This is a genomic window from Aliiroseovarius crassostreae (genome assembly GCF_001307765.1).
GTDB classification, from domain to species: Bacteria; Pseudomonadota; Alphaproteobacteria; order Rhodobacterales; family Rhodobacteraceae; genus Aliiroseovarius; species Aliiroseovarius crassostreae.
Genome location: NZ_LKBA01000016.1, coordinates 1 through 12746, shown reverse-complemented (window position 1 = coordinate 12746; position 12746 = coordinate 1). Strand labels below are relative to the sequence as shown.

Sequence of the window (12746 nt, the reverse complement as noted above, 5' to 3'; positions counted from 1 at the left end):
GAGGTTGATCATTCGACCATTTACCGCTGGGTGCAACGATATGCCCCGGACATGGAACGGCGGATGCGCTGGCAGTGGCGGCGGCCGATGTCGGATAGCTGGCGCGTTGACGAGACGTATATCAAGGTGCGCGGCAAGTGGACATATCTGTACCGGGCGGTCGATAAGCTGGGCAACACGATCGACTTTTATTTGTCCTCGACACGCAATGCCAAAGCCGCCAAATGCTTTCTGGGCAAGGCTATTCGTGCCTGCAAAGGTTGGGAAAAACCGTCCAAAATCAACACCGACAAGGCTGGATGCTACACCCAGGCGATCCGCGAATTGAAGAAAGAGGGCAAGTGCCCAAAGGACGTCGAACACCGCCAGGTCAAGTATCTGAACAACGTCATCGAGGCCGATCACGGTAAGCTCAAGCAGCTGATCAAGCCGGTCCGGGGCTTCAAAACGATGAAAACCGCCTACGCCACGATCAAGGGATTTGAAGTGATGCGCGCATTGCGAAAAGGCCAGGGCCGCGCCTTCAACCTGACCCGCGATCCCATCGGCGAAAAACGCATGATCGAACGCGCCTTCGGTGTCGGACCATGTGTTATGTCAGAGACCATGACCTGGCTCGAACAGCAACTCGCAGCCTGACTCCGTCCAGCGAGAGGGTCATTGCGGCTCAATAAAATGTTTGCAACAGAGCCTGACCGACAGGTCGAGACAAAGCTTCCCTTGGGTCTGGTCCTGAAAGCAACCCCGGATCTGCGCGATTATGCCCCCGACGGGATCAGGGATTGGCATCAGCTGGTCGTGACCGCGGCCTTTGTACGTGGCATGTTGGGCATTAGCGAACACGCCTGGCACGAAGCCTGTCGGATCATGGGCGACGTGAATGCCGCAATTTCGGTTGCGTGTATGCTGCAAAGGGCCGACCATATCGCGAAACCCGGGGGCTATCTCAGATCCCTGTCCGCCCGTGCGGCCGAGGGGCAATTCACACCGGGTCCGATGGTGATGGCGCTGCTTCGCGCGGAAAACGATCGGGCCGCATGAGGCACGGCAGATGCAAGGGGGCAGAATGCAGGACATCATCGCCAATTGGCCGGGCAAGCGGGATCAGAACGGGGCCACGCATCCCGCCGTTTATCACATGCTCGACGTGGCCGCGGTGGCCGAAATTTTGCTCGCCCGCACCCCCTACCCTGCCCCGCTGCGCCAGGCGCTGTGTCTTTTGACCGCGCTGCACGATCTGGGCAAAATCGGCGCGCCGTTCCGAAATATGCTGTCTGAACGGATCCCCCAGGCCAAGCGCCACTGGGAAATGACCGAGGTGCTTTTGCACCGGCACGACGCCCTGCTCGCGGAACGCCTTGGAGGCCGCCAGACGCGCCGGGCCTTTCTTTACGCGGCAACCGCCGGGCATCACGGGCGGCCCCCGACGCTTGGCCTTGCGGACACGCGCCATCTGCGGGCCATGGGCGATGACGCGATCCGCGACAGCGCCGAGGTGATCCGGGCTTTCGCCGCCCTCTGGCCCGAGGCCTCGCTTGACGCCCTCAGCCGCGAAGACGCGATTGCGCTCAGCTGGTGGTTGCCCGGATGTATCGCCGCCGCCGACTGGATCGGGTCGAACGAGGGGTGGTTCCCCTTCGCAGCACCCGATCTGTCGATCAAAGACTATCTCGACACGGCACGGGCACAGGCGGTGATCGCTGTTCAGGCGGCCGGGCTGCACGCCCCTGCCCCGTCAACCGCCACGCTGTTTGATTTTGACCCCCGCCCGATGCAGGCCGCCGTTGCCGATATCCCCCTGCCCGATGGGCCGATGCTGGCGGTGATCGAAGATGAAACCGGCGCGGGCAAGACCGAGGCCGCGCTTTTGCTGGCGCAGCGGATGATTCAGGCTGGAAAGGGTCAAGGGCTTTATGTCGCCCTGCCCACTATGGCGACGGCCAATGCGATGTTCCTGCGCGTGCGCGATGTTGTGGGCAGGATGTTCGCGTCTGCCCCCTGCCTGACCCTTGCGCATGGCCGCGCGGGTATGTCGGACGCGTTCCGCGATCTGGTGGCACAGCCCGCGCCGGCCACGGATGCCCCCGTTTCCACCGAATGGCTGGCCGACAACCGCCGCCGCGCGTTGCTGGCAACGGTTGGGGTTGGCACGATTGATCAGGCTTTGCTGTCCGTCCTGCCGACAAAACACGCCTGTCTGCGCCATTATGGCCTGTCGTCGAAAATCCTGATCGTGGACGAGGTGCATGAGATGGGCGAACCCTACCTGTCCGAGGAACTCGCCCAGTTGTTGACCGCCCATCGCCAGGCCGGCGGGTCGGCGATCCTGCTGACCGCGACCCTGCCGCTGGATCAGCGCGCGGCGTTGCTGGCGCGGTATGGGGGGCGTGACGAGGGCGACCCGGCCTATCCGGCGCTGACCATCGCGGGGGGGACAGCACAGCGCGCCTTTGATCCCAGCCCGTCACTGCGCGGCCCGATCACGGTGGACCGTGTGGCCAGCGCAGAGGATGCGGTGGCGCTTTTGACCGATCGCGCCGCGCAGGGCGCCGCCTGTGTCTGGGTGCGCAACGCCGTCGATGACGCGATTTCCGCCGTGAACGCGCTGCGCGCGGCGGGGGTGCAGGCCGACCTTCTGCACGCACGGTTTGCGATGGTGGATCGGCTGGCCCATGAAACCGCCGCGCTGACGCGGTTCGGCAAGACCGGGCAGGACCGGGCGGGGCGGGTGCTGGTCGCGACGCAGGTGGTGGAAAGCTCGCTTGATCTGGATTTCGATGTGATGGTCAGCGATCTGGCCCCGGTGGCCGCGCTGATCCAGCGGGCCGGGCGGTTGTGGCGGCACATGGACGAACGTCCGGTCGGCGCGCGGCCCGTGCCTTCGCCGGTGCTGTCGGTCGTCGGGCCGGACCCGGAGGATGTGCGCGACGATCAATGGTTGGCGCGGGTTCTGGACAGGGGTGCGTGGGTCTATCCGCTCGACCTGCAATGGCGCACCGCACGGGCCTTGGCGCAGCGTGGTGAAATCGTCGCGCCGGGTGGCTTGCGCGACCTGATCGAAGAGGTGCATGGCGCAGGCGATCTGCCCATGCCTGTGCCCGATGCCCTTGCCCCCGCCGAGCGGGAGCGTATCGGCAAAGGGTACGCGGCGCAGAACCGGGCGCGGCACAATCTGGTCAAACTGGAGGAAGGGTATCGCGATGGCGGGGCAGGGGCCGAGGATACCGAATTTCCCACCCGCCTTGGCCTGCCCACCCGCACCCTGATGCTGGCCGTCTGGCAGGACGGGGGCCTTGTGCCCTATGCCGGGGGCGGAGTTGACGGCTGTCAACTTTCCGAGGTGCGCGCTTCCGAACATCGCCTGTCGGGGCTGGACCTGCCTGACCAGACCGCCCCAGAGATCGTCGCCCTGACACAGGACTGGCCCGACTGGCGCCGCCGCACCCTGACTGTGTGCCCCATGGACGATGCAGGCCAGATTTGCGACGGGTTGCTTTATGACCCGGCCCTAGGGTTATTGTTTTCCGACAAAAAAAGTTAAAAATCAATGGCTTAGCGTGTTTTGGTGAGCGCGCATAATCAGCAAGTCTGATTCCTAAGGGCTTGACCTATGGTTGAGTGATCGAAAAGATGGGTGCGAATAGCAGTATTGGACCAAGGCATTGCACCTCAACCTCATTACCGACCCGTGGATCCCGGTCCGCCTTCGCTCCGGTGATCGCCGCGTGATCGCGCCGTGGCAGATCGCCGATCCCGATATTGCGTTCCCCGATTGGCCGCGCCCCGATCTGAACGTCGCCTGTCTTGAACTGTTGATCGGGCTTGTGTTCATGGCCGATCCGCCCGCGCATGAAGAGGAGTGGCAGGACCGTGAACGCCCCGATCCCGACCGGCTGAAGGCCCGGCTTGCCCCCTTTGCGCCTGCCTTCAACCTGCTGGGCGACGGCAAGCGGTTTTTGCAGGATCTTGAGCCGTTGGAAGGCGCGCCCAACAGCCCCGACATGCTGTTCATCGACAGCGCGGGGGCCAATACGGTGCGCAACAACGCCGATCTGATGGTCTGGCGCGGGCGTTATGGCGATCTGGCGCTGCCCCTGGCGGCAATGGCGCTTTACACGTTTCAGAGCTTCGCTCCGTCCGGCGGGGCGGGCAACCGCACCTCGATGCGCGGTGGCGGGCCGATGGTCACGCTGATTGATCCAGGGCAGGGGCTTTGGCCGCTGATTTGGGCGAATGTGCCGGATGGCCGCCCCGCAGACACGGACCACCTGCCGTGGATGCGGCCCACGCGCGTGTCAAACAAGGCGCAACAGGTCTTTCCCGAACAAAGCCACCCGGTCGAAGCGTTCTTTGGGATGCCGCGCCGGGTGCGGTTGGTGGGCGACGACACGGTGACGGGTGTGATCCAGCGGCCCTATGGCACCAATTATGCCGGTTGGATGCACCCGCTGTCGCCCTATTACCGTCAAAAGGTCGGGGCCGAATGGTTGCCGAAACATCCCCGGCCCGGTGCGTTTGGCTATCGGCACTGGCTGGGCGTGATCGCAGCACAACCCGAAACCGATGCGACCCTGACCCGCCGCGCCCAGATGGTGCGGCTGTGGGGGCAACGTTCGGGTCATCGCCCGGCGCAGGTTCTGGTGGCCGGGTGGTCGATGGACAATATGAAACCCCGCGATTTCATTCTGGCCGCGCCGCCGCTGGTGTCCCCGGACGGCGCGGCGCAGCGGTGCCTTATCGGGATGATCGAAGCGGCAGACCTGATGTCGCTGGCGTTGCGGGCGTCGCTTGGTCCGGTTCTGGCCGAAGGCGAGGCGCGCGAGGCCGTGCGCGAGGCGTTCTATGCCCACACCGAAGCCCTGTTTCAGCAATTGGCGACCGGGTTGACAGCTGTCAACACCGCCCAGACCGCAACCGATTGGTTGGCCGAAATGCGCAGGGTCGCGCTTGATCTCTTTGAACGCCGCGCCCTGTCGGGCCTGTCCGAACAGGACGCCAAGCGCCAGCAGCAGATCGTGGCGGCGCACGGACGGTTGCGCGCCAACCTCTCGGGCTATGGCACCTATGGGCGCAAGGCGTACGAGGCCCTTGAGCTGCCGCTTCCACCAACACGCAAGAAAGAGGTCTCAGCATGAGCGATGCAACTCACTCCAAACCGGGGGCGATCATCAAGGTGTGGTGGCACGAACATATCGGCGAACGTCTTGATGGCCGGCCGTCGGGCAAGGCGCTTGGCTTCGCGGCCCGTCTGCGCCGCGCCGGTCCGGTCGAGGCGCTGGCGATGCGCCCGGTCTTTGACCTGGCGCGCGCGCTGGATCTGACCGACCCGATCCGGGTGCACCGGATCGTCTGTGTGCTGGCACATCTGCGCGGCGATGTCGCCGAAACGCTGGCCCATCGCCTTGGGGCAGGCCACCCGCCCCCCTTGTCCGACCTGCGTTTCCAACGGTTGCTCAGGGCCGAGGGCGATGCGCTGACCACCGGGTTGATCCGCGCCCTGCCGATGGCCGGTCGGGCCTGCAATATCGGCGCGCTGGGGGCCGATTTGTTTTATTGGTCCGACCGTGTGCGGACCCGTTGGATTTTCGACTATCACGGCGCTGCGGTGCCCCAGATGCTTAACGAGACGCTTAAGGAGATTTCCGAATGACGCGCTTTATTCAGTTCCACGTTCTGACCGCCTATCCGCCGTCGAACCCAAACCGTGATGATCAGGGGCGCCCGAAACAGGCCACAGTGGGCGGCGCCCCGCGTCTGCGCCTGTCGTCACAATCGTTGAAACGGGCGATCCGTGAAACCAGCTATTTCGGCACGGATTTGGCGGGCCATATCGGGACCCGCACCAAGCGGCTTTGCGAAGAATTGCACAAGACGCTGGTGGCCGAAGGGGCAGAGGACCCACAGGCCCGCGACGCGGCAGAAAAGGTCGCGGCGCTGTTTGGCAAGCTGGAAAAGCCCAAGAAGGACAAGCCGGATGAGATCAAGTCAACCACGCTGACCTTCATTTCGCCCGACGAATGGGCCTTGGCCGAGGATTTGGCGGCGAAGGTTCTGGCGGGCGAGGAGGTGCCGGCGGACAAAGAGCTGAAAAAACTGGTGCTGCGACACGCGGACGGCGCGGTCGATATCGCCATGTTCGGGCGGATGCTGGCCGATGATCCGGCGTTCAACCGCGATGCCGCCGTGCAGGTGGGCCACGCGATTACCACGCACCGGGTGCTGGCGGAGGACGACTGGTTCTCGGCCGTTGATGACCTGAAAACACGCGAAGAGGACATGGGCGCGGGGCATCTGGGCGAACTTGGGTTCGGGTCGGGGGTCTATTACCTTTACGCCTGTCTCAACGCCGATCTTTTGATCGAAAACCTGGCCGGTGACGCGGATCTGGCCGCGCAGGGGGCGGCGGCGCTGACGCGGGCCCTGGCCACCGCCAGCCCGGGCGGCAAGCGCAACAGCTTTGCCCACAATCCGCGCGCGTCCTTCCTGCGCGTGGAAAGCGGCACGCAACAGCCGCGCGACCTAACCGGGGCGTTCTTCCATCCGGTGAAGGACGGCGATATCCTTGCGGCGTCCATTGCGGCGCTTGGGCAGACGGCAGACCGGATCGACGCCGCCTATGGCCCCGCCTGCGACGCGCATCTGACCCTGAATGTCCCGGCGGGCGAAGGGACGCTGGAAGACCTTGCAAATTTCGTGGCAGGGCAGGTCCGTGGCTGAGTTCCTGATCTTCCACCTGGCCGCGACCCTGGGCGCGATGGGCGATTTTGCCGGGCATGAACGGCGCGGCAGCCTGACCTGGCCGGGGCACTCGGCGCTGATCGGCCTGTGCGGGGCCGCGCTTGGCATCCGGCGCGATGGCGATTTCTCGGTGCTGGAGAGCCTGCGCTTTTCGGTTGCGGTGTTCGAGGCGGGCGAGGTCCTGCGCGATTACCACACCATCGAAACCGTGCCCACCGCCGCCGCGCGCAATCCGCAATCTCGGCCCGACGCGCTGCGCACCGCGAAGGGGCGCACCAACACGACGATCACCCTGCGTGATTACCGCATGGGGGTGCTTTATGGTGTGGCGGTGGAAGGGCCGGGGCTGAAGGCGCTGCGCGCGGTCCTGTCGGCCCCGGTGTTTCCCCTTTACCTTGGCCGCAAATCCTGCCCGCTGTCGGCCCCCGTGCACCCGCAGATCGTCACCGCAGACAGCGCAGAGACCGCGCTGGGGGCGCTTGTGCTGCCGCCGTGGCACCGGGGGGCCGTGGCGCGGGTGATGGCCTGTGACGCGCGCGAGGGGGCGGGTCAGAGCCTGCAGCGCCATGACATCGCGGTCGACCGCAAACGCTGGCATTTCGCCCCGCGTGCGGTGTCGCTGGTGCCGGTTGCGATCACACCCGAGGTGGCGCCATGACGCTGTATCTGTCGAAATTGCAGATCGCGCGGGATCCGCAGGTCGCGGCCTTGGGCGCGTTGCTGGATCCCAACGAGGGCGGTGCAAAGATGGACGCCCATCACCGGCTGATCTGGTCGGCCTTTGCAGGCGATCCCGACGCCAAACGCGATTTCCTTTGGCGTGCTGACGGCAACGGCCGGTTTCTGGTGCTGTCGCACCGGCCGCCGCAGCCGACGCCGTTTTTCGACCCGCCCCAGACCAAGGAGTTTGCCCCCGACCTGCGCGCGGGCGACCGGCTGGGCTTTGTGCTGCGCGTCAACGCCACCCGCACGGAGAAAACCGGGGAACGGACCGCCAGCGGCAAGGAGAGAAAGCGCCACATCGACCTGGTGATGGACGCCCTGCCGCCGAAAGGCCCGGATCGTGCCGACCGCCGGATGGAGATCGCGGGTCAGGTGGCCCGCACATGGCTGGACGGGCAGGGGAGCCGGCGCGGCTTTGCCCCTGATCAACTGACGGTCGAGGATTACGCGGTGCAGCGCTTTGCGAAGGGCCGGGGGCAAAGGCCCGTCACCTTCGGCGTGCTCGACCTGAGCGGGCAGTTGCGCGTCACCGATCCGGCCGCGTTTCTGACGACGCTGTCGCAGGGCCTCGGGCGGGCCAAGGCATTTGGCTGCGGCCTGATGCTGATCCGCCGGGCATGAAGGGCCTGCCGCCCCCCAAACCGATCCCGCTGAAGGATCGGGCGTCGCTGATCTTTGTCGAACGTGCCCAGCTTGACGTGCAGGACGGGGCCTTTGTGGCGGTGAATGCGGATGGCACCCGCACCCATATTCCGGTCGGCGGGCTGGCGGGGGTGATGCTGGAACCCGGTGCACGGATCAGCCACGCGGCGGTGGCCCTGGCGGCGCGCACCGGCACCCTGATCACCTGGGTCGGCGAAGGCGGCGTGCGGCTGTATTCTGCCGGGCAACCCGGCGGGGCGCGGTCGGATCGCCTTTTGTGGCAGGCCTCGATCGCGCTGGACCCGGCGGCGCGGCTGCGTGTGGTGCGCAAGATGTTCGCCCTGCGGTTCGACGAAGACGCCCCGCAGCGCCGCTCGGTCGACCAGTTGCGCGGGATCGAGGGCGTGCGCGTGCGCGAAACCTATGCCCTGCTGGCCCAACAGCATGGGGTCGATTGGAAGCGCCGCAAATACGACCCCGGCGCGTGGGAGGCCGCAGACGTGCCCAACCGCTGCCTGTCAGCCGCCACCGCCTGCCTGCACGGCCTGTCCGAGGCCGCCGTTCTGGCCGCGGGCTATGCCCCCGCCATCGGGTTTCTGCACACCGGCAAGCCGCGCAGTTTCGTCTATGACATCGCGGATCTGTTCAAGCTGGACACCGTCGTGCCCGAGGCATTCCGCATCGCCGGCCAATACGCCAAAGGCAAGCTGGACATGTCGCCCGACCGCGCCGTGCGTCTGGCCTGTCGCGATGCGTTCCGGCGCACCGGGCTGTTGGCGCAGATCATCCCGCGCATTGAAGAGGTGTTGCGCGCGGGCGACCTGCCCGTGCCCGATCCCCCCACCGAAGCCGCCGGGCCCGCCTTTCCCGACGATCCGGCCCCCGGCGATCAGGGGCATCACGGATGATTGTCGTCGTGGTCTCGAACGCGCCGCCCCGCCTGCGCGGACGCCTTGCCGCCTGGCTGCTTGAGGTGCGCGCGGGGGTCTATGTCGGCGCCTATTCGGCCCGGACCCGCACGATGATCTGGGATCAGGTCGAAGCCTATATCGACAGGGGCGATGCGGTGATGATCTGGAAAGCGCCCACCGATCAGGGGTATGACTTTAAAACCGTGGGCACAAACCGCCGGATGCCGGTGGATTTCGACGGCATGAAACTGGTCAGCTTTGCACCCCGAAAACCGTAAATTTCTCGGTACGTTCTTTGACATTAGAATATCTTTGGTAGAACAATCGCTTACAACAAGAGCGTTCCCCGCCCACGCGGGGATGAACCGCCGGGCAAAACCACCGAAGGGAAAGAGACATGGCGTTCCCCGCCCACGCGGGGATGAACCGAACGTCGCTTGCTCTGCGGTCTCCGATGGGCAGCGTTCCCCGCCCACGCGGGGATGAACCTGCCTTCATGCAGGTGATCCGGTCCCGTGATGAGCGTTCCCCGCCCACGCGGGGATGAACCGATTCCGCGCTCTTCCGGCTGGAAAGCTACCCCGCGTTCCCCGCCCACGCGGGGATGAACCGTAATCATGCACACCAGTGCGCGCCACCCTTGAGCGTTCCCCGCCCACGCGGGGATGAACCGGGGACTAACGGCTCTCTTATCCTCGATATGGAGCGTTCCCCGCCCACGCGGGGATGAACCGATAACGTCTTTTGTTGCCAGTCTTCATCCTCCGCGTTCCCCGCCCACGCGGGGATGAACCGCTCATGGCGTGGGCGCGCTGGGATGGCATGAAGCGTTCCCCGCCCACGCGGGGATGAACCGGTTGATGGAAATAACCACAAGATCATTCAGGTGCGTTCCCCGCCCACGCGGGGATGAACCGTGGTGGGTGGCTCCGGTAGTGGCATCCAGTGGGCGTTCCCCGCCCACGCGGGGATGAACCTCAGGCCACCGTCAAACAGATATGGCTGATTGCGCGTTCCCCGCCCACGCGGGGATGAACCGATCCAATCGGCGTTCGTACCATGAAGGCCGAGGCGTTCCCCGCCCACGCGGGGATGAACCGCGCCAGATCTATTGGTGCAGGCCAGGGCTTTCGCGTTCCCCGCCCACGCGGGGATGAACCGGCGGACGGTAAAGCCCTGCTGTCCGGTGACGTGCGTTCCCCGCCCACGCGGGGATGAACCGGGGCTTCCATCGGTAGGAATACGTTTCCAGTTGCGTTCCCCGCCCACGCGGGGATGAACCGTCTACCCGGCATCATATTGTGGTTGGTACGCCGCGTTCCCCGCCCACGCGGGGATGAACCGGGTTTTTGAGTAACTGGCATGGATAAACTCACGCGTTCCCCGCCCACGCGGGGATGAACCGGTCAGAGATTGACCCGCCGCAACCGGAATGCCGCGTTCCCCGCCCACGCGGGGATGAACCGCCACTCGCCATCACGCATGACCTCAGACCCGAGCGTTCCCCGCCCACGCGGGGATGAACCGACACCTGATCTGCAATAGCACGGAGAAGCCCCGCGTTCCCCGCCCACGCGGGGATGAACCGGCCTGTTTTTAGGTGTCTTTTGATGCTCACTCGCGTTCCCCGCCCACGCGGGGATGAACCGTAAAATATGTCATTTTGGGATCTGAGCGACGGGCGTTCCCCGCCCACGCGGGGATGAACCGAATATACCGGCAACGCTGTTTTTGATCGCAAAGCGTTCCCCGCCCACGCGGGGATGAACCGCCTGTTTCTTCAGCTGCCGGCCGGCCACTTTCGCGTTCCCCGCCCACGCGGGGATGAACCGCACTATGCCCTTGACGGAGTGATCGGCGGCAAGCGTTCCCCGCCCACGCGGGGATGAACCGCCACTTAGCATAATCAAACCATACAAGCGCAAGCGTTCCCCGCCCACGCGGGGATGAACCGATGGATACATGGCAGCAAGCAAGGTGGGAGAGGCGTTCCCCGCCCACGCGGGGATGAACCGAACCATCGTTCATTTCAACGAACCAATCCCCAGCGTTCCCCGCCCACGCGGGGATGAACCGGCCGCTGCTGTTGCGAGGTGTTCACGCGGGTAGCGTTCCCCGCCCACGCGGGGATGAACCGTAAACCAATGGCTAAATACCTAGTAACATTTGGCGTTCCCCGCCCACGCGGGGATGAACCGGTTACGCGCGGATTGGACGCTGCCCCTATGGTGCGTTCCCCGCCCACGCGGGGATGAACCGATGGGGCAATGCCAACAACGCTGGACAAGCAAGCGTTCCCCGCCCACGCGGGGATGAACCGAGCTTGAGTTTGTCCGGGCGCATACCGAGGCTGCGTTCCCCGCCCACGCGGGGATGAACCGCTGTTGACACAAATGAACCTTACCCGCATCAGGCGTTCCCCGCCCACGCGGGGATGAACCGCGCAATCTCATTCTGAATACCGCGCTGACGGAGCGTTCCCCGCCCACGCGGGGATGAACCGACACATACTCTGGTAAATTTACCATTGCCCTGGCGTTCCCCGCCCACGCGGGGATGAACCGTACATTTCCAGTGACCACGGGGAAAAGATCGGGCGTTCCCCGCCCACGCGGGGATGAACCGCCTTGCCGCCGGTCTTGGCAATGGGAGCGCCCGCGTTCCCCGCCCACGCGGGGATGAACCGGTCTGGATTCAGGTTCTCACCGGATCGGCCCCGCGTTCCCCGCCCACGCGGGGATGAACCGCCGCCATCGGAAAGGCGTTGTAAAGAAAGGCCGCGTTCCCCGCCCACGCGGGGATGAACCGTTAGTAGAGGTGGCAACAATATTGGTGCCCATGCGTTCCCCGCCCACGCGGGGATGAACCGCAGCTGACCACAAGCGAAGCGGCCCAACAGAAGCGTTCCCCGCCCACGCGGGGATGAACCGCGGGGGGCGAACTGAGCGATGCGGACCAGCAAGCGTTCCCCGCCCACGCGGGGATGAACCGGGTGCGACCTGAACCAGTTTCGGGATCGGCCAGCGTTCCCCGCCCACGCGGCTCTGTTGCAAACATTTTATTGAGCCGCAATGACCCTCTCGCTGGACGGAGTCAGGCTGCGAGTTGCTGTTCGAGCCAGGTCATGGTCTCTGACATAACACATGGTCCGACACCGAAGGCGCGTTCGATCATGCGTTTTTCGCCGATGGGATCGCGGGTCAGGTTGAAGGCGCGGCCCTGGCCTTTTCGCAATGCGCGCATCACTTCAAATCCCTTGATCGTGGCGTAGGCGGTTTTCATCGTTTTGAAGCCCCGGACCGGCTTGATCAGCTGCTTGAGCTTACCGTGATCGGCCTCGATGACGTTGTTCAGATACTTGACCTGGCGGTGTTCGACGTCCTTTGGGCACTTGCCCTCTTTCTTCAATTCGCGGATCGCCTGGGTGTAGCATCCAGCCTTGTCGGTGTTGATTTTGGACGGTTTTTCCCAACCTTTGCAGGCACGAATAGCCTTGCCCAGAAAGCATTTGGCGGCTTTGGCATTGCGTGTCGAGGACAAATAAAAGTCGATCGTGTTGCCCAGCTTATCGACCGCCCGGTACAGATATGTCCACTTGCCGCGCACCTTGATATACGTCTCGTCAACGCGCCAGCTATCCGACATCGGCCGCCGCCACTGCCAGCGCATCCGCCGTTCCATGTCCGGGGCATATCGTTGCACCCAGCGGTAAATGGTCGAATGATCAACCCG

11 protein-coding genes and 1 CRISPR repeat array are annotated in these 12746 nt (G+C 64.8%); of the genes, 10 read left to right on the top strand and 1 reads right to left on the bottom strand.

Annotation, left to right across the window (positions count from 1 at the left end):
• The 10 genes from AKJ29_RS12635 to cas2e form a co-directional block, all read left to right on the top strand.
• Nucleotides 1-639 (top strand): IS6 family transposase (locus tag AKJ29_RS12635; RefSeq protein WP_055191392.1); only part of this gene is annotated, 639 nt, incomplete at its 5' end.
• Between the two features lie 36 nt (nucleotides 640-675).
• Nucleotides 676-1041, top strand: coding sequence for a replication initiation protein RepC (gene repC, locus AKJ29_RS12630; RefSeq protein ID WP_055191390.1), 366 nt, complete (start codon nucleotides 676-678; stop codon nucleotides 1039-1041).
• A 25-nt stretch (nucleotides 1042-1066) separates the two neighbouring features.
• A complete protein-coding gene (cas3, locus tag AKJ29_RS12625) occupies nucleotides 1067-3541 on the top strand; it encodes a CRISPR-associated helicase Cas3' (protein WP_161805416.1) in 2475 nt (824 codons plus the stop codon).
• Nucleotides 3542-3662: 121 nt separating this feature from the next.
• On the top strand, nucleotides 3663-5135 hold the full coding sequence (gene casA / locus AKJ29_RS12620; protein WP_055191388.1) for a type I-E CRISPR-associated protein Cse1/CasA: 1473 nt from the start codon (nucleotides 3663-3665) through the stop codon (nucleotides 5133-5135).
• The gene (gene casB, locus AKJ29_RS12615; RefSeq protein ID WP_055191386.1) at nucleotides 5132-5650 is read left to right on the top strand and encodes a type I-E CRISPR-associated protein Cse2/CasB; all 519 of its coding nucleotides are present in this window, start codon (nucleotides 5132-5134) and stop codon (nucleotides 5648-5650) included. The genes casA and casB overlap by 4 nt, the downstream gene beginning before the upstream one ends.
• On the top strand, nucleotides 5647-6717 hold the full coding sequence (gene cas7e / locus AKJ29_RS12610) for a type I-E CRISPR-associated protein Cas7/Cse4/CasC (protein WP_055191384.1): 1071 nt from the start codon (nucleotides 5647-5649) through the stop codon (nucleotides 6715-6717). Before casB ends, cas7e begins: the two co-directional genes overlap by 4 nt.
• The gene (gene cas5e / locus AKJ29_RS12605) at nucleotides 6710-7396 is read left to right on the top strand and encodes a type I-E CRISPR-associated protein Cas5/CasD (RefSeq protein WP_055191382.1); all 687 of its coding nucleotides are present in this window, start codon (nucleotides 6710-6712) and stop codon (nucleotides 7394-7396) included. Before cas7e ends, cas5e begins: the two co-directional genes overlap by 8 nt.
• Nucleotides 7393-8082 carry a type I-E CRISPR-associated protein Cas6/Cse3/CasE gene (cas6e, locus tag AKJ29_RS12600; RefSeq protein WP_055191380.1) on the top strand — a complete coding sequence of 230 codons (690 nt, stop codon included), beginning with the start codon at nucleotides 7393-7395 and terminating at the stop codon, nucleotides 8080-8082. Before cas5e ends, cas6e begins: the two co-directional genes overlap by 4 nt.
• Nucleotides 8079-9011 carry a type I-E CRISPR-associated endonuclease Cas1e gene (gene cas1e, locus AKJ29_RS12595; RefSeq protein ID WP_055191378.1) on the top strand — a complete coding sequence of 311 codons (933 nt, stop codon included), beginning with the start codon at nucleotides 8079-8081 and terminating at the stop codon, nucleotides 9009-9011. Before cas6e ends, cas1e begins: the two co-directional genes overlap by 4 nt.
• A complete protein-coding gene (cas2e, locus tag AKJ29_RS12590; protein ID WP_055191376.1) occupies nucleotides 9008-9292 on the top strand; it encodes a type I-E CRISPR-associated endoribonuclease Cas2e in 285 nt (94 codons plus the stop codon). Before cas1e ends, cas2e begins: the two co-directional genes overlap by 4 nt.
• Before the next feature lie 61 nt (nucleotides 9293-9353).
• Nucleotides 9354-12005: direct repeats of the CRISPR family, unit length 29 nt; unit sequence GCGTTCCCCGCCCACGCGGGGATGAACCG.
• 102 nt (nucleotides 12006-12107) lie between these two features.
• Here cas2e and AKJ29_RS12585 read toward each other — a convergent pair.
• Nucleotides 12108-12746: IS6 family transposase (locus AKJ29_RS12585; protein ID WP_055191203.1), on the bottom strand; the 639-nt coding region annotated here is incomplete at its 5' end.

What these genes read in the sequence shown, in the direction of transcription:
- casB (WP_055191386.1), top strand. Translation starts at nt 5,132, where the DNA reads ATGAGCGATGCAACTCACTCCAAACCGGGGGCGATCATCAAGGTGTGG.
- repC (WP_055191390.1), top strand. Translation starts at nt 676, where the DNA reads ATGTTTGCAACAGAGCCTGACCGACAGGTCGAGACAAAGCTTCCCTTG.
- cas6e (WP_055191380.1), top strand. Translation starts at nt 7,393, where the DNA reads ATGACGCTGTATCTGTCGAAATTGCAGATCGCGCGGGATCCGCAGGTC.
- cas3 (WP_161805416.1), top strand. Translation starts at nt 1,067, where the DNA reads ATGCAGGACATCATCGCCAATTGGCCGGGCAAGCGGGATCAGAACGGG.
- cas7e (WP_055191384.1), top strand. Translation starts at nt 5,647, where the DNA reads ATGACGCGCTTTATTCAGTTCCACGTTCTGACCGCCTATCCGCCGTCG.
- cas1e (WP_055191378.1), top strand. Translation starts at nt 8,079, where the DNA reads ATGAAGGGCCTGCCGCCCCCCAAACCGATCCCGCTGAAGGATCGGGCG.
- cas2e (WP_055191376.1), top strand. Translation starts at nt 9,008, where the DNA reads ATGATTGTCGTCGTGGTCTCGAACGCGCCGCCCCGCCTGCGCGGACGC.